We start from the raw sequence: 16405 nt of genomic DNA, 5'->3' as shown, positions 1-16405 counted from the left end.
CGGCCTGTGAGCGTTGGGGCGAATATAAGCACTGAAAGTCGATAGAGGATCACCATGGACGGCATGACCACTGGCGGGAACATCAACAGCAGCACCGGCGCGCAGCTCCCGGTCCAGAAATCCGATGAGGAGTGGCGCAGTGAACTGACGCCGATGGAATACCAGGTGCTGCGGCAGGCCGGAACCGAACGGCCCTACACCGGCGAGTACTGGGACACCAAGACCGAAGGCGTCTACGAATGCCGGGCCTGCGGAGCGGAACTGTTCACCAGCAACGAAAAGTTCGATTCACACTGCGGCTGGCCGTCCTTCTTCGCGCCCCTGGCCGAGGGCACGGTCCGCTACCTGCACGACCGCAGCATGGGAATGGACCGCATCGAGGTGCGCTGTGCAAACTGCGACTCGCATATGGGACACCTGTTCGAGGGCGAAGGCTTCAACACCCCCACGGACCAGCGATTCTGCATCAACTCGGTGTCCATCCGGCTGAAGCCCAAGGATGACGCACAGGATGGTGCCCGGAACGGCGGCTCACCCGACGACGGCGGCGCCCCGCAGTAGCGGCGACTCCCTCTCCGGGCCGGGTAGTTCGGCACCGGCCATTGTGTGCCCCGGGAAGCCCGCCGTACGCTCGATTATCCGGTCCTTTAAGTTTGCCGGTTCAGCGTGCGGCGGGCTTTGCCGTGCCCGCGCGGTCCCGGTCCCACCATGGGAGACCCAATGGGAACAGACCAGTACCACGAGCCCCCTGCCGAACTCTCAGCCGAGACGCGCACCTTCGCCAGAATGTGCGCCAGCCTCAGCGAAGAAGCCGAAGCGATCGGCTGGTACGTCCAGCGGATTTCGGTGGAACCTGACGAGGAGTCCCGGGACATCATGAAGGACTCCCTGGGCGAGGAGTTCAAGCACTTCTCCATGGAACTGGAGTTCCTGCTCCGGAGAACCCCGGAGTGGCGGGCGATCGCCCGGGGCATCCTGTTCACCGAGGGGGACATCGTCCAGCACGGAGAAGCATCCGAAGCGGCAGCGACCAAGGACGAATGACGGCCCCCACCGCCTGACCCCCTTCTCCCCTGGGAGACCCCTTAGCAACCGGGAGGTGCTTGGCCCGTGGCCCGCCCATCCATTCTGGACCGGTTCCGGCCGGTCGGCGCACCGGGGCCCTCCGGTCCTGCGGGTGTCCCCTCCACGGACAGCGAGGGACCCGAAGCCGAACTGCTGCCCGTATTTGAGGCACTCGGGCCCGACACCGAAGCAGCCCGCCGGCGCCTCGAGGACGCCGCCGGGCAGGCGCGGACGCTGCTGGCCGAGGCCCGGCGCCAGGCGGACGCGGACATCGCGCAGGCGCGGCTGGATTCCGGTGCCGTCCGTGCGCACGCCGCCGAGCAGGTGTCCCGCGAGGCGGCAGCCCGGGACATTGAGCTGCTGGAACAGGCGCAGCAGCGCGCCGGGAGGATCAGTGCCGCAGCCGAGGCAAAGCTCCAGCCGCTGGCCCGCAGGATTGCCGCCTCCGTGCTCGAGGATTACCTCGGTTCCGGAGGCGGGCCATGAGGTCGGACTGGGTCGCGGCCACGGTCCGGGCCAGGGCCATGGCACGACGGCGGGCCGGCGCCGGCACCTGCCGCGAAGCCGCGGCCCTGGCCACCCTGGAGCAGGCCCTCGAGGTCTTCGCCGCTACTGCCTACGCTTCCGAACTCGCCGGCGCCGACGACCTCGCCAACGCACAGCAGGCGACGCGCCGGAGCACGCTGTGGCAGCTGCGGGTGCTGGCCGGCTGGCTGCCGGTTTCCGGCGCGCGCATGGTCCGTGCTGCCGGTGCTGCCTACGAACTGGCCAACATCCTGGTCCTCGCCCGCCGGCTGCAGGAAACCGAAGCTGCCGGCTCCGGCCCGGAGCGCGCCGCGGCCAGGACCGTCCAGCTCCCGGAGTACTTCGAACTCGGCGGGCTCGCCACGGCCTGGCCGCGGCTGGCCGGAGCCGGTTCGACGGCGGATCTTGCCGCCCGGCTCGGAACGAGTCCCTGGGGCGATCCCGGAGACGCCGGCAGCATGGCCGACACCCTGTCCGTCGTCTGGCTTCGCCGGCTGGCCGCCGCCGCTCCGCAGACCCGCAGCTGGACGACGTCCGCCGCAGCCTTGATTGCCGCCCGCCGGATCCTCGTTGACCGGACGATGTCCGGTTCGCCGGGCACCCCGCCGGGAAACACGGACCGGCTGGCCACCCTGCTCCGTCCGGTACTGGGCAGCGATTGGTCCTCAGCTGAGGATGCGGACTCCTTCCGCGCCGCGCTTCCCCGCTCCGCCGCACCCGCTTTGGCCGGGGTAGAACAGCCCGCAGACCTGTGGCGGGCCGAGGCCGCGTTACGGACCACGGTGGAAGACGACGCGTTCGTGCTGCTGCGCTCCGGCCTGCCCGGCCCGGACATAAGCGTCGGAGCCATGGCCGTCCTGGCCGTCGACGGCTGGCGGGTGAGGGCGGCGCTGGCAGCCGCCGCGTCCGGCGGAGGAAGCGAGGTCCTTGATGCCGTGGCGTGAGACGCTCACCCCCATCCGGATGGAACGCGTGGCGGTCATCGCCCCGACGGACCGCACGCGTGCTGCCCTCGCTGAGGTTGCCCGCAGTGCAGCCGTGGAACTGGATCTGCCGTACCCGCCCGGAGACGGCCCGGAGGAACTCGACCGGGCAGCTGAGGCTGCCGTGGAAAACGGTCCGGTGTCCGGGCTGGTCGGCTGGGCTCCCGCGCGGCGGGTACCAGTACTCCAGGACGCACTGAAACCGCTGGGCGCCGGCGTCGTACCCCTGAAAACGCCCCGCGGGGTCCAGCCGCCCACCCTGCTCACCGGAATCGAACGCCGGGCCAGGAAAGCGCCCCGGCTCTCCCGGCTGCTGGTGGATACCTACACCACCGTCCCCTACTCGGACCTGGACCCGGCCCGGCTCGCCGGACTGGCCTACGTGGTGATGTTCGGAATGATGTTCGGCGACGCCGGGCAGGGCCTGCTGCTGGTCCTGTTTGGACTGATCATCCGGTGGGGCTGGATCAAGGCGCTGCGCCGCTTCCAGAAGACCTGGCTGTTCATCTTCGGCGCCGGGCTTGCGGCAGTCTTCTTCGGAATCCTTTACGGGGAGTTCTTCGGTCCCACCCACGTGATCCCGGTGATCTGGCTGGAACCGGTGGAGAACCCCATTCCCCCGATGATCGCCGCCCTGGTCTTCGGCGCCGTGCTGCTGGCCGGGGCCTACACCATCGGCACCATCAACCGGGTCAGGGAGGGCGGCTGGGCCTATGCCCTCTACGCCCGGACCGGACTCGCAGGGGCGCTGCTGTTCCTCGCCGTCGGGCTGCTGGCCGGCGGGCTGGCTGCGGGGATACCCGGCCTGGTTGCCGTTGCCGGGATCATCGCGGCGGTGGCACTGGTCCTGATTTTCACCGGTCTGTTCGTGGAGGCCGGGGGCGGCGCGACGGGGACGATGCAGGCCTCCGTGGAACTGGTCGATACCGTCGTCCAGCTCGCTTCGAACATCGTTTCCTTTACCCGCCTCGCGGCCTTCGGACTCACCCATGCAGCCCTGATGATGATCGTCTGGCAGGCCACGACGGCGCTGTGGCACCCGGACTGGCGGGCGGTCCTGGCCGTCCTGGTCTTCCTCGTGGGCAATGCCATCACGTTCGCGCTCGAAGGGCTGGTCGCCGCGATCCAGGCCCTGCGGCTGGAGTATTACGAGCTTTTCTCCCGCGTCTTCACGGATGAAGGCCGTCCGTTCAAGCCCTGGAGCCCGCGACTGCCGGACTCCGTCCCTCCCGGATCCACTGACTCCGAAAGGCAAACGCCATGAATCCCTGGTTTGCCGGCATCCCCCTGGCGCTGATCCTCACCGTTTTGCTGGCGGCCGGGGCGGTGTTCCTGCTACGCCGCCGCCGGCGCGCCGGCATCAAAGTGATGCTCGGCGTGAACGGACTGATCATGGCCGGCGCTCTCGCGCTGCTCGCGGCAGCGTTCAACGCGGGGCCGGCCACGGCCTCGGGCGGCTCCGCGGAAGCCGCCGTCGCAATGGCCACCGAAGGCAGCGACAGCAGCAGCGCGGCGCTGATCGGCGCGGCCATCGCCGTCGCCGGTTCCTCCATCGGGGCCGCGATCGCGGTGGCCTACACCGGCTCGGCGGCGCTGGCCGCCATGAGCGAGCGGCCGGAGATCTTCGGCCGGGCCATGGTGGTGGTGGGGCTGGCGGAAGGCATCGCCATCTACGGCCTGATCATTTCCATCATCCTCATTGGTCAGGCATGACCAGGCAAGCCATGGCCAGCCCCGGCACGGTCCGCCCCACCGCCGTGGCCGCACTCGGAGCACCGGATGCGCTGGCCGGCTACGAACTCGCCGGGGCGCGGCTGGTTCCCGCACGGAGCCCGGAGGAAATCCGGCAGGCCTGGGACCTGCTCCCCGCAGACACCGCCGTCGTCATCCTGACACCGGAAGCCGCCGCCGCCCTGGCCGACAGGCTGGACGATCCGGCGGTTCCGCTGACCGTCACGCTGCCCGCATGAGCAGCCTGCCCCGCAGCGCAGCCGCTGCCCTGCTCCCGGTCCGCGCGGAACTGCACCGCGGCTCCGGGGACCAGGCGCAGGAAATCCTGGCGGAGGCCCTCCGGCAGGCTGAGGAGATCCGTGTCCGGGGGCGGACCGAAGCGGACCGGATCCGTGCCCGGGCAGACGCGGAGGGCCGGGCTTCCGCCCACACGGAGGCGGCCCTGCGCTCCGCCCGGGCCCGCCGCCGTGCCGGGCGCATTGTGCTCGCCCGCGAGGAAGAACTCCGCGAAGAGCTGCGGGCCCGGGTCCTCGCCGAGGCGGATGCACTCAGGTCCGATCCGCGGTATCCCCTGCTCCTGGAGGCGCTGCGCGAACAGGCCCGGGCACTCCTGGGCCCCGGCGCGCACCTCCAGGAGGCCCCGCCGGGCGGGATCACCGGTGCGCTGGGCTCCCGCAGCGTGGACCTCTCCCTTCCGGCGCTCGCCGGCGCCGCATTGGAACGCCACGCCAAGGAGGTGCGGGAGCTATGGCAGCAGTGAACAGCGCCGGGAATCCGGACGGCGCCAGGATCCGGCGCGTCAGCGGGCCGCTGGTGGAGGTCAGCGGCCTGGCCGACGTGTCCATGCTCGAGCTGGTGGCGCTGGGGCCGGACCGCATTGCTGCGGAGACCATCGCGGTCAACGGCACCGATGCCACCCTGCAGGCCTATGAGTACACCGGCGGGCTGAAAGCCGGCGACGCCGCTGAGGGCACCGGGCACCAGCTCTCCGCTCTGCTGGGGCCCGGCCTGCTCGGCCAGGTGTTCGACGGGCTGCTCCGTCCCCTCTCCTCGGCCCCGATGTGGCTGACCGCTGACCGGGAGGACGCCGCGGAGGACCGCCAGGTCCTGGACCGGCAGTGGCAGTTTGTTCCGCAGGCGGCCCTCGGGGATGCCCTCTCCCCCGGAGACGTGCTCGGGACGATTCCGGGGGCCGGCAGCGTCCAGTTCCGGGTCCTGGTGCCCCCGGGGGTCTCCGGAACGGTCAGCTGGCTGGCTGACGGGCCGCTCCGGGCGCTGGAGACAGCCGCTGAAGTCGGCGGGACCGGCGTTCCCCTCGCTCAGCGCTGGCCTGTTCACCGCCCGCGCCCGGTCGCCGCGCGGCTCTCTGATGCGGTGCCGATGCACACCGGGCAGCGGGTCCTGGACCTCATGTACCCGCTGCCGCGCGGCGCCGCGGCAGCCGTTCCGGGCGGATTCGGCACCGGCAAGACCCTGCTGCTGCAGCAGATCGCCAAATGGTCCGACGCCGATGTGATCGTCTACGTGGGCTGCGGCGAGCGCGGCAACGAAATGGCCGACGTGCTGGACGGTCTGGGCCATCTGGAGGACCCACGCACCGGCGGAGCGCTGCTGGAGCGGACCGTGATCATCGCCAACACCTCCAACATGCCGATGATGGCCCGGGAGGCGAGCATCAACACCGGGGTCACCGTGGCCGAGTTCTTCCGCGACATGGGTTATCACGCGGTGGTGATCGCCGATTCCACCTCCCGCTGGGCGGAGGCGCTGCGTGAGTTCGCCAACCGCAACGGCGATCTCCCGGCGGAGGAAGGCTACCCGGCGTCGCTGGCTTCGGAACTGGCCGCGTTCTACGAGCGCGCATCCCTGGCCACCACGCTGGGAGGGGCGACGGCGTCGGTCACCGTGATCGGCGCCGTGTCCCCGCCGGGCGGAGACATGAGCGAGCCGGTGACCACCGGGACCCAGCGGTTTGTGCGGTCGCTCTGGCAGCTGGACCGGGATCTGGCCTACTCCCGGCACTATCCGGCCGTCAGCTGGCGGGGATCCTTCTCCCGTGACGCCGACGCACTGGGCCGCTGGCACGCCGCCAGCGGCGACCCGGAGTGGGCCGGGCGGCGGGCCGAGGCGTCGCTGGTGCTCGCAGAAGCGGACCGGCTGTCTGCGCTCGCCGAAATCATCGGCGCGGGTTCGCTGCCGGCCCACGAACAGGTGGTCCTGCTCGGCGGGCGGCTGCTGCGCGACGGCGTGCTGGTCCAGAACGCGCTCAGCCCGAACGACGGCTACTGCTCCGCCGCCAAGGGCTCTGCGCTGCTCCAGGCGGTGCTGGACACCATCGGTACCTGCCAGGACCTGGTCGCGGCCGGCGTCGCGGCCGCAACGCTGGAGAACTATGACTTCTCTCCCCTGCTCCGGCTGCGTGAGTCAGCGGGGCCCAACGACGCCGGCGGCGTCACCGAACTCGCCGCACGTTTCCTCGCCGGACTGAAGGAGCTGCAATGACCCTGGACCCGAGGCACCTGGTTTCCCACAGCGATATCCGCGAGCTCCGCGGCCCGCTGATGGTGGTGGGTGACACTGCGGGCGTGGGCTGGGATGAATTCGCCACCGTGGAGGTCAGCGGCGGCCCCGACCGGCACGGCCTGGTCCTGGAGGTCAACGGCGGGGAATCGGTGCTGCAGGTCCTGGAAGGGACCGAGGGGATGCGGCTCGGCGGAATCTCCGTGCGTTTCCAGGGCCGTCCGCTGCACCTGCCGGTGGGGCCGGAATGGCTGGGCCGGGTCTGCAACGGACGCGGGGAACCGCTCGACGGCGGTCCGCCGGTTACTGCGGACACGGTGGAGCCGGTCAGCGGGTGGCCGCTGAACCCCGTGTACCGGATTCCCCCGCAGGAGGCCGTGATCACCGGGATCTCGGCCATCGACGCCCTGACCACGCTGGTCCGCGGACAGAAACTGCCGATCTTCTCCGTCGCCGGGCTGCCGCATCTGACCCTGGCCACCCAGATCGCCGCCCAGGCCACGACCAAGGGGCGGAACTTCCGCGTGGTTTTCGCCGCCATGGGCATGACGCACGCGGACATCGCTTATGTCCGGGACCGGCTGGAGGAACGTTCCGCTGCGGGTGAGCTGGTGCTGCTGCTCAACGCCGCCGATGATCCGGTGATCGAACGCATCCTCACTCCCCGGATCGCCCTGAGCATCGCCGAGAACCTGGCCTATGAGGGAGGCAGCGACGTCCTGGTGGTGATGAGCGACATGACCAGCTACGCAGAGGCGGTGCGCGAAGTCTCCGCCGCCCGCAAGGAGATCCCGGCCCGGCGGGGCTATCCCGGCTATCTCTACAGCGACTTGGCCACCCTCTATGAACGCTGTGGCCGGGTCCAGGGCCGGGACGGTTCAGTCACGGTGGTCCCGGTGCTGACGATGCCCTCCGGGGATATGACGCATCCCGTGCCGGACCTGACCGGTTACATCACCGAGGGGCAGGTAGTGCTCTCCCCGGACGTTGATGCCCGGGGCATCTACCCGCCTGTGGATGTGCTTTCCTCCCTGTCCCGGCTGATGCGTTCCGGCGCCGGGAAGGGCCGCACCCGGGAGGACCACCTGGATGTTGCCGCCCAGGTCCTGGCTGCCATGGCCCGGGCACGGCAGGCCGCTGAGCTCGCGGAGCTGGTGGGACAGGCAGCCCTGGGCGAGGCGGACCGGGCCTACATCGAGTTCCGGTCCGTGGTGGAGGGCAAACTCCTCAACCAGGGCCGGGAGGAGTACCGGTCCCTGGAAGAAACCCTGGACCTGGCCTGGGAGGCCCTCGGTGTCCTTCCCCGCCGCGAGCTGAGCATGCTCTCTCCCGAGTTCCTGGACCGGTATCTCCCCGCGCCCGAGGGCGGGACCGGACTGTGAGGGCGACGCTGTGAGGCCGGCGCTGTGAGCGGCACCGGACGGGCCGCCCGGGCGGAAGTCGAACGGCGGCTGGAAACGGCCCGGCGCGGGGCCGAACTGCTGGACCGGAAGCAGCGGATCCTGCGGATCGCCATCCAGAACCGTGCGGACCGGGCGGAGGCCAGCCGGCGCCGCTGGGAAGAGGCGGCCAGCGCGGCCGGGCCATGGCTGGGCCGCGCCCTGGCGCTTGACGGGCTTGGCCGTGTCCGGGAAGCGGTTCCGGCATTCCTTGCCGAAGCTTCGGTGGCCTGGGGCGGTGCCATGGGAATCAGCTATCCCGAGGACGCCTCCGTTGCCCTGCCTCCCGAAGCTCCAACCGCGGGCTCCTCCGCTCTGGCCTACGCCGCCGCAACCCACCGGGAAGCGCTCGCTGCCGCCGTCGTCCATGCAGCGGACGCCCGCGCGCTGCTGCTGGTCACCCGGGAACTCGCTGATACCCGGACCCGGCAGCGTGCCGTGGAAAACCGCTGGATTCCCCGGCTGGAAGATGACCTCGCACGGATCCAGCGCAGCCTCGCCGAGCAGGAGCTGGAGGAAAGCCTGCGCCTGCGCTGGGCGGCTGGCAGCATCTAGGATCCAGGTATGCCCGACTCCGCTGCACCAGCTGCCCCGCCCGCCGCCGTGTATCCGTTCCGCCGTCCAGCCGTCCGTGGCCTGTGGTTCATGGCGGCCGCAGCAGCCGTTGTGGCCGGCGGACTCGCGGCGCGGGGACTGCCGGGGCTTGCCGGCGACGCCGCCGGGGGTGTCCTGTACGCCGTGCTGGTGTATCTGCTGGCCGGCCTGGCCGCGCTGGTCCTGCTGCGCCGCAGCGCCGCGCCCCTCCGGCTTGCTGCCACCGCCGTCGTGCTGTGCTGGCTGGTGGAGCTGTTCCAGCTCACGCCCTGGCCGGCCCGGCTGGGTGAGGCCTGGCCGCCGCTGCACCTGGTGTTCGGCAGCACCTTCAACGCCTGGGACCTCGCCGCCTATGCCGCCGGTGCGGCCGCGGCAGCCGCAGCCGACCTGCTGCTCAGCCGGCCCGACGGGCGGGTCAGGCGCGCCGCAGCCCTCAGCCGAGCCGTTCGATGATGGTGACGTTAGCCTGCCCGCCGCCCTCGCACATGGTCTGCAGCCCGTAGCGTCCGCCGGTACGCTCCAGCTCATGCAGCAGGGTGGTCATGAGCCGGGCACCGGTGGCGCCGATGGGATGACCCAGGGAAATGCCGCCTCCGTTGACGTTCACCCTGGACAGGTCCGCATCCAGCTCACGCTGCCAGGCCAGGACCACCGAGGCAAAGGCTTCATTGATTTCGATCAGGTCCATCTCCGCCAGTGACATCCCCGTGCGCTTGAGGGCATGCCTGGTGGCCTCGATCGGTGCGCTGAGCATCATGACCGGATCATCGCCGCGGGCCGACAGGTGGTGGATCCGCGCCCTCGGCCGCAGCCCGTACCGGCGGACGGCGTCCCCGGAGGCGAGCAGCAGCACGGCGGCGGCGTCGGAAATCTGCGACGACGTCGCGGCCGTCAGCGTGCCGCCCTCCCGCAGCGGTGCAAGGGAGGCGATCTTGGCCCGGTCGGGGGTACGCGGCCCTTCGTCGGCGCTGAGGCCCGCCAGGGGCAGGATTTCCCGGTCGAACCGGCCCTCGGCCTGGGCTGCGAGTGCCCGGAGGTGGGATTCGACGGCGTAATCCTCCAGCTCGCTGCGGGAGAGACCCCAGCGCTGAACCATCATTTCAGCGCCGATGAACTGGGAAATCGGCTGCGTACCGTACCGCGCTTCCCAGCCGGCGGAGCCTGCGAACGGGTTGGGGAAGCCCAGCTCCGCGGCGGCGGTGTTGGCGTAGCCGATGGGTACGGCGGACATGTTCTGCACACCGCCCGCCACCACCAGGTCAGCTGTTCCGCTCATCACGGCCTGCGCCGCGTAGGAAATGGCCTGCTGGCCGGAGCCGCACTGGCGTTCCACCGTCGTCCCGGGTACGCGTTCGGAGAGCCCGGCGGCCAGCCAGGCCGTCCTGGCGATATCCATGGACTGCGGTCCCACCTGGTCGATCGAGCCCAGAATCACCTCATCGAATTCATCAGAGTCAATCCCGGTGCGCCGCACGGTTTCGCCGATCACCGCGGCAGCGAGGTCCGCGGGGTGGACGCCGCTTAGTCCGCCGCCCCGCCGGCCGACGGGTGTGCGGACCGCGTCGACGATGAATGCTTCTGCCATGGCTGGCCCCTTTGCCGTGGTTGATCTGTACCCTTCACCACACTAGGCCAGGCCCGGCCGCCCCGGCAGGCGCTTCCGGTTTGCGCACGGCCGGTAAACTGGAAAAGCTGCCATTTGGGCAGTCCCGAAATCCCACCACACCTGAAAGCAGCGGCAGTGTCCTCACAGGTCCAGACCCCCGTCCGTGCGAGCGCCAACCCGGCGATCGGCAAGGAAGCCGTCCGCCGGCGCACCTTCGCCGTCATCTCCCACCCTGACGCCGGCAAGTCCACGCTGACCGAGGCGCTTGCCCTGCATGCCCGTGTCATCGGCACCGCCGGCGCCACCAACGGCAAGGACAACCGCCGGGAAACGGTCTCCGACTGGATGCAGATGGAGAAGGACCGCGGCATCTCCATCAGTTCCACGGCCCTGCAGTTCGCCTACCGGGACACCGTAATCAACCTGCTGGACACCCCCGGCCACGCCGACTTCTCCGAGGACACCTACCGCGTCCTGGCCGCCGTTGACTGTGCCGTGATGCTGGTGGACGCCGCCAAGGGACTGGAAACCCAGACCATGAAGCTCTTCGAGGTCTGCCGCTCACGGAACCTGCCGATCATCACCGTAATCAACAAGTGGGACCGCCCCGGACTGGATCCGCTGGCGCTGATGGATGAGATCACCGAGCGCACCGGCCTGGCACCCATGCCGCTGACCTGGGCAGTCGGCATCGCCGGTGACTTCCGCGGTGTCTGGGACCGGTCCAAGGACGAATACGTGCGCTTCACCCGGCAGAATTCCGGCGCCTCCCTGGCGTTGGAGGAACACTTCAGCACCGAGGAAGCCGCTGCGGCCGAGGGCGATGTCTGGGACGAGTCGGTGGGTGAAGCGGAGCTGGTCATCGACGGAAGCGAGTTTGACCGCCAGGCCTTCCTGGACGCGAAGGCCACGCCGATCCTGTTCTCCTCCGCCGCCCTGAACTTCGGCGTGAAGCAGATCCTGGACACCCTGGTGGATCTGGCCCCTCCCGCCGGACCCCGGGTGGACGAGGCAGGAAACCAGCGTCCGGTCGACGCACCGTTCTCCGGCTTCGTCTTCAAGGTCCAGGCCGGCATGAACAAGGCCCACCGGGACCACGTCGCTTTTATCCGTGTCTGCTCCGGCATCTTCGAACGCGGCATGGTGGTCACCCACTCCAACACCGGCAAAACGTTCGCCACCAAATACGCCCAGCACCTGTTCGGCCGCGAACGCGAGGTGATCGACCAGGCGTACCCGGGCGACGTCGTCGGGCTGGTGAATGCCTCCGCCCTGCGGGTTGGTGACAGCCTGTACGTCGAGGAACCCGTCCAGTACCCGCCGATTCCGTTCTTCAGCCCCGAACACTTCCGGGTGGCCCGCTCCCAGGACCCCAGCCGGTACAAGCAGTTCCGCCGCGGGATCGACCAGCTGGAGCACGAGGGCATCATCCAGGTGCTGCGCTCCGACCGGCGGGGCGATCAGGCCCCGGTGCTGGCCGCCGTTGGCCCCATGCAGTTCGAAGTGGTGGAAGACCGCATGACGCAGGACTTCAACGCGCCGATGCGGATGGAGCAGCTCAACTACTCACTGGCCCGGCTCACCGAGGCTTCGGCCGCGGAGGTCCTGAGTAACGTCCACGGCGCCGAGGTGCTGATCCGCACCGACGGCGCCTACGTGGCCGTTTTCAACGACATCTGGGCGCTGCGCCGGGTACAGAAGAACCACCCCGAGGTGCCGCTGACTGAAATCGGCACCGAATCCCCAAACAGCGCCGGCTACTGATTCCGGAGGCTGCCGCCGAGCCCGTCAGCCCGGACTTCCTCCCCGCCCAAGCCGAAGCCGCTCTGGTCAATCAGACCGCTGCGGACCTGCCGAGCATAAAGGTTCCTAACCTCAAACTAATTTGAGACTAAGTAATCGTGACATATGGCTAGGCTGGGAGCATCAGCTTCCCGCGGGGGGATCCTGCTACCGGAAGGTCTCAGCCATGTCATCAGCAACGCTGCATTCTCCAGCAAGCCAGCTCGCGTCGGCCCCGGAGGATTCCGCGGCCTGGCAGCGGCTGAAGAGCGCCGCCACCGGGTTCGCGCAGCTCCAGGAACAGGACGGCTCCGTCCCCGAAGAGCACCACGACGCCGCCGGACCTCTGCTCGAAACCGTCCGGGACGCCGTCCGGGAACTCACTCCCGCCTTCGGACACGACGCCGAATACCTCGACCTCGCGGTGCAGGACCTGGACCGCTGGCTCGAAGCCGGACTGGGCGTTCCGGACTTCCTCGATTCCCTGCTGGCCTTCCAGCCGCAGCTGAACCGCACCGATGGACTGCTGCACCTGGTCATCTTCCCCATGTACACGCAGAACGGGTCCCGTTCCCGCCTGCTCGAAGCCGTGATCGTAGAGGTCATCTGGCCGGAATTCATCGCCGGACTCGAAGCCGGGGACTACTCCAACAAACTCTTCGTGCCGATCCGCTTCCGGGGCTTCACTCCCGGCTATGACACCAACTCCGCCGTCCTGTTCCCCGAAACCGTCGCCGTCCGCGAGACACCGGCCTTCACCTGGGGTGCAATCTTCGCGGACCGGGAGGCCGCCCGCTTCCGCAGGGTGCTGCGCGCCGCCGCGGAGATCACCTCGCTCGAACTTCCCGAAGGCGCCGCAGAGTTCCTGGACAACCAGGCCCTGACCGAAGAGACCTTCGTGATGTGGGACCTCATCCACGACCGCACCCACATGCGCGGTGACCTGCCCTTCGATCCGTTCATGATCAAGCAGCGCATGCCCTTCTTCCTCTATTCCCTCGAGGAGCTGCGCTGCGATCTCACCGCGTTCCGTGAGTCGGTCAAGATCCAGCACAACGACGACGCCGATCCGCAGGCCCGGCGAACGGCGCAGCTGGTGCAGTACGCCGTGATCTTCGACCGGATCTTCCGGTTTGCCATCACCGGATCACGCGTACGCAACTACGACGGCCTGGGCGGGCAGCTGCTCTTTGCCTGGATGCACCAGCACCGGGTCCTGCACTGGACCGACGGCAAGCTGAGCATCGACTGGGACGAAGCCCCCGCCGTCGTCGTCCGCCTGGGCGAAGAAATCGAGGAACTGTACTGGCGTTCCATCGACCGGCCCAAGACAGCGCACTGGCTGGCAGCCTACGATCTAGTCTCAGGAACGCTGACCCCCAACCCGGCCTCGCGCTGGGCCAAGGGACCGGATGCCCTGCCGCTGGACGGCCCGCCGCGCGCCCTCACGGACGAAGTGCTCGACGACGAATTCCCGCTGTCCATGTTCTACGAAGCACTGTCCAAGAAGATGGCACCGGTCATCGAATCCACCGCCGGAATTACGGGGAGCAGCACGCTATGACCACTGCCGGAGCAGGGGAAACCGCCCTTCAGGGACTGACCGTCCTCGTCGCCGGGGCAGCCTCTGCCTCCGGCACCGCAGTCTGCACCGCCCTGGCGGCCGGCGGGGCCAAGGTGGTGGCCGTCGGCTCCAACGCCGCCCGGCTGGAAGGCGCCCTCGCCGCACTGCCCGGAGCAGAACTTCGCACCTGCGACCTCAGCCGCCCCGGTGACGTCGCCGGCCTCGCCGCGGACCTGGCGGATGAAGGCGGCATCGACGGGCTGATCCACCTGGTGGGCGGCTGGCGCGGCGGCAGCTCCCTGCAGGAGCAGAGCGATGCGGACTGGGACTTCCTGCAGAACAACATCCTCAACACCCTGCGCAACACCAGCCGCAGCTTCTACGATCAGCTGGCTGCCTCCCCGCACGGACGGCTGGCGATCGTCTCCTCCACCGCCGTCGACTCCCCCACACCCGGCAACGCCGGGTACGCGGCCGCCAAAGCCGCAGCTGAAACCTGGGTGCAGTCCATCGCCGCCGGATTCGACGGAACCGATGCCGCCGCCGTCGTGCTGGTGGTCAAAGCCCTGGTGGACGATGCCATGCGCGCCGCCCAGCCGGACCGGAAGTTCCCCGACTTCACCGACGTTTCCGAGCTGGGCCGGGCCGCGGTCCGGTTGTTCAGCACACCGGCTGCGTCCCTCAACGGCAGGCGGATCAGCCTGCTGCCGTCCGACTACAGCTGAGGGCCATTTCCGGCCCTGCCCCAATGTGAGGAATACTGACACCCGTGATAGAAACCACTTCCCTGCATGACCCTGCCCTGCGCGCCTTTGCCTCGGATAACTACTCCGGCGTCCACCCCGAAATCATGGACGCCCTGGCTGCCGCCAACCTCGGCCACCAGGTCGCCTATGGAGAGGACGTGTACACGGCGAAGCTCCGGGACGTCTTCACCGGGCACTTCGGCAACCGGATGCGGGCTTTCCCGGTCTTCAACGGCACCGGTGCCAACGTCACCAGCCTGCAGTCCCTGCTGCCCCGCTGGGGCGCCGTCATCTGCGCCTCCACCGCCCATATCAACGTGGACGAAAATGGCGCCCCCGAACGCATCGGCGGCATGAAGCTGCTCAATGTCCCCACCCCGGACGGCAAGCTCACCCCCGAACTGATTGACCGCGAGGCCTGGGGCTGGGGGGACGAGCACCGTGCCCAGCCGCTGGCCGTGTCGATCACCCAGTCCACCGAGCTGGGAACCCTGTACACCGTGGAGGAGATCCAGGCGATTTCCGAGCACATCCACGCCCGCGGCATGAAGCTGCATATGGACGGGGCCCGGCTGGGCAACGCCGCCGCAGCGTTGGGTGTGCCCCTGCGCGCCATCACCACCGACGCGGGCGTCGATATCCTCTCCCTGGGCGGAACCAAGAACGGCATGATGTACGGCGAGTGCATCGTCGCCCTGGATCCGGATGCCGCCCCCGGCCTGGAATACCTGCGCAAGATGAACATGCAGCTGGCTTCCAAGATGCGGTTCGTCTCGGCCCAGTTCATCGCCCTGTACGGCACGGATCTCTGGCAGCGCTCGGCCTCCACGGCCAACGCCATGGCGGCCCGGCTGCGCGCCGCGGTGGAAAAGATCGACGGCGTCACCCTCACCCAGCCCACCGAAGCCAACGCCGTGTTCGCCACCCTGCCGGCCGGTGTGGCGGACAAGCTCCGGGACGCCTTCCGCTTCTACGACTGGGACCAGGCCACCGGCGAGGTGCGCTGGATGTGCACGTTCGACACCACCGAGGCGGATGTGGATGCCTTCGCTGCGGCCATCGCCTCGGAGGTTTCCGCCGCGCGCTGAGCCGCTGCACTGTCGGCCGGGCAGCAGCGGTACGTAAGCTGTTGCCCGTAACGATTGGGACTTTCCGGCGAGCCTGCACCGAAGGGCGCGGGGCCCGCCGTAACCTTCGAGGGTGAGTGCAATTGGTGACCTGTCACAGGTGCCCCCGGAATTTCTGACAGCCCTAGGGGCGCTGCGCCGAGCTAAGTGCCGGCCCGAGGTGCGGCTGGAAGAGATTCCTGCCCCCACCCGGCTGGCACCTTTCGCCGTGTCGCTGGCCGCCGACGTCGTTTGTTCCGGCCCGCAGCCGGTCAACGGAACCTTCCACGGACCGGTCGGTCCGGTGCTGCCCGAGAGCCAGGAGCTGGCCACCGGCCGGTTCATCCTGCTGTACGACCCCGAGGGCAGCGCTGTCTGGAACGGCAACTTCCGGATCGTCACCTATATCCGCGCCGAGCTCGAACCGGATATGGGAAACGACCAGATGCTCGGTTCGGTTGCCTGGACCTGGCTGGTGGACGCCCTGCAGGAACACGGTGCCCGGTACTCCTCCGCCGGCGGCACGGCGACCAGGATCCTTTCCGAAAGCTACGGCACCCTGGCCGGGCGCAGCGACGCCATCGACATCGAGCTGCGCGCTTCCTGGACCCCGGACGGCGCCGATGTGCAGTCCCACTTGGAAGCCTGGTCCGATATGGTGTGCACTTTTGCCGGGCTTCCACCTCTTCCCGACGGCGTTTCCCCGCTTCCGCGACGCCGCCTCAACTAGCTTCAGCGGCCCCC

General features: G+C 69.2%; 18 protein-coding genes. 17 read left to right on the top strand and 1 reads right to left on the bottom strand.

The window, feature by feature from the left end; genetic code table 11:
- The first annotated feature begins 63 nt into the window (after positions 1-63).
- From msrB to ArtHe_RS04920, 12 genes are all read left to right on the top strand, one after another.
- Positions 64-561 (top strand): peptide-methionine (R)-S-oxide reductase MsrB, encoded by a 498-nt coding sequence (msrB, locus tag ArtHe_RS04975; protein ID WP_248319673.1) that lies wholly within the window; start codon positions 64-66, stop codon positions 559-561.
- A 159-nt stretch (positions 562-720) separates the two neighbouring features.
- Complete coding sequence (locus ArtHe_RS04970; RefSeq protein ID WP_248319021.1) at positions 721-1044, top strand: hypothetical protein; 324 nt, start codon at positions 721-723, stop codon at positions 1042-1044.
- A gap of 66 nt (positions 1045-1110) precedes the next feature.
- Positions 1111-1551, top strand: a complete 441-nt coding sequence (locus ArtHe_RS04965) for a hypothetical protein (protein ID WP_248319020.1) — start codon at positions 1111-1113, stop codon at positions 1549-1551.
- On the top strand, positions 1548-2534 hold the full coding sequence (locus ArtHe_RS04960; protein ID WP_248319019.1) for a hypothetical protein: 987 nt from the start codon (positions 1548-1550) through the stop codon (positions 2532-2534). Before ArtHe_RS04965 ends, ArtHe_RS04960 begins: the two co-directional genes overlap by 4 nt.
- The gene (locus tag ArtHe_RS04955; RefSeq protein WP_248319018.1) at positions 2521-3837 is read left to right on the top strand and encodes a V-type ATPase 116kDa subunit family protein; all 1317 of its coding nucleotides are present in this window, start codon (positions 2521-2523) and stop codon (positions 3835-3837) included. Before ArtHe_RS04960 ends, ArtHe_RS04955 begins: the two co-directional genes overlap by 14 nt.
- Positions 3834-4286, top strand: coding sequence for an ATP synthase subunit C (locus ArtHe_RS04950; protein ID WP_248319017.1), 453 nt, complete (start codon positions 3834-3836; stop codon positions 4284-4286). The genes ArtHe_RS04955 and ArtHe_RS04950 overlap by 4 nt, the downstream gene beginning before the upstream one ends.
- On the top strand, positions 4283-4543 hold the full coding sequence (locus ArtHe_RS04945) for a V-type ATP synthase subunit F (RefSeq protein ID WP_248319016.1): 261 nt from the start codon (positions 4283-4285) through the stop codon (positions 4541-4543). Before ArtHe_RS04950 ends, ArtHe_RS04945 begins: the two co-directional genes overlap by 4 nt.
- Entirely contained in the window at positions 4540-5064 is a 525-nt protein-coding gene (locus ArtHe_RS04940) for a hypothetical protein (RefSeq protein WP_248319015.1), read from the top strand. Before ArtHe_RS04945 ends, ArtHe_RS04940 begins: the two co-directional genes overlap by 4 nt.
- Positions 5052-6806, top strand: coding sequence for a V-type ATP synthase subunit A (locus ArtHe_RS04935; RefSeq protein WP_248319014.1), 1755 nt, complete (start codon positions 5052-5054; stop codon positions 6804-6806). Before ArtHe_RS04940 ends, ArtHe_RS04935 begins: the two co-directional genes overlap by 13 nt.
- Positions 6803-8206, top strand: a complete 1404-nt coding sequence (locus tag ArtHe_RS04930; protein WP_248319013.1) for a V-type ATP synthase subunit B — start codon at positions 6803-6805, stop codon at positions 8204-8206. Before ArtHe_RS04935 ends, ArtHe_RS04930 begins: the two co-directional genes overlap by 4 nt.
- Before the next feature lie 24 nt (positions 8207-8230).
- On the top strand, positions 8231-8818 hold the full coding sequence (locus ArtHe_RS04925) for a V-type ATP synthase subunit D (protein WP_248319012.1): 588 nt from the start codon (positions 8231-8233) through the stop codon (positions 8816-8818).
- 9 nt (positions 8819-8827) lie between these two features.
- Entirely contained in the window at positions 8828-9310 is a 483-nt protein-coding gene (locus tag ArtHe_RS04920; RefSeq protein ID WP_248319011.1) for a DUF2809 domain-containing protein, read from the top strand.
- Here the strand turns inward: ArtHe_RS04920 and ArtHe_RS04915 are convergent.
- Entirely contained in the window at positions 9291-10442 is a 1152-nt protein-coding gene (locus ArtHe_RS04915) for an acetyl-CoA C-acetyltransferase (RefSeq protein ID WP_248319010.1), read from the bottom strand. The genes ArtHe_RS04920 and ArtHe_RS04915 overlap by 20 nt on opposite strands.
- A gap of 156 nt (positions 10443-10598) precedes the next feature.
- Between ArtHe_RS04915 and ArtHe_RS04910 the strand changes: the two genes are divergently transcribed.
- The 5 genes from ArtHe_RS04910 (at position 10599) to ArtHe_RS04890 (ending at position 16391) form a co-directional block, all read left to right on the top strand.
- On the top strand, positions 10599-12227 hold the full coding sequence (locus tag ArtHe_RS04910) for a peptide chain release factor 3 (RefSeq protein ID WP_066301086.1): 1629 nt from the start codon (positions 10599-10601) through the stop codon (positions 12225-12227).
- Positions 12228-12432: 205 nt separating this feature from the next.
- Entirely contained in the window at positions 12433-13809 is a 1377-nt protein-coding gene (locus tag ArtHe_RS04905; RefSeq protein WP_248319009.1) for a DUF6421 family protein, read from the top strand.
- Positions 13806-14534, top strand: a complete 729-nt coding sequence (locus tag ArtHe_RS04900) for an SDR family oxidoreductase (RefSeq protein WP_248319008.1) — start codon at positions 13806-13808, stop codon at positions 14532-14534. The genes ArtHe_RS04905 and ArtHe_RS04900 overlap by 4 nt, the downstream gene beginning before the upstream one ends.
- A gap of 44 nt (positions 14535-14578) precedes the next feature.
- Positions 14579-15643 (top strand): low specificity L-threonine aldolase, encoded by a 1065-nt coding sequence (locus ArtHe_RS04895; protein WP_248319007.1) that lies wholly within the window; start codon positions 14579-14581, stop codon positions 15641-15643.
- 121 nt (positions 15644-15764) lie between these two features.
- Entirely contained in the window at positions 15765-16391 is a 627-nt protein-coding gene (locus ArtHe_RS04890) for a DUF3000 domain-containing protein (RefSeq protein WP_066301505.1), read from the top strand.
- The last annotated feature ends 14 nt before the right edge of the window (positions 16392-16405 follow it).

The sequence above is a fragment of the Arthrobacter sp. Helios genome, assembly GCF_023167125.1.
Classification (GTDB): Bacteria; Actinomycetota; Actinomycetes; order Actinomycetales; family Micrococcaceae; genus Arthrobacter_B; species Arthrobacter_B luteolus.
This window is presented reverse-complemented; position numbering and strand designations above follow the sequence as displayed.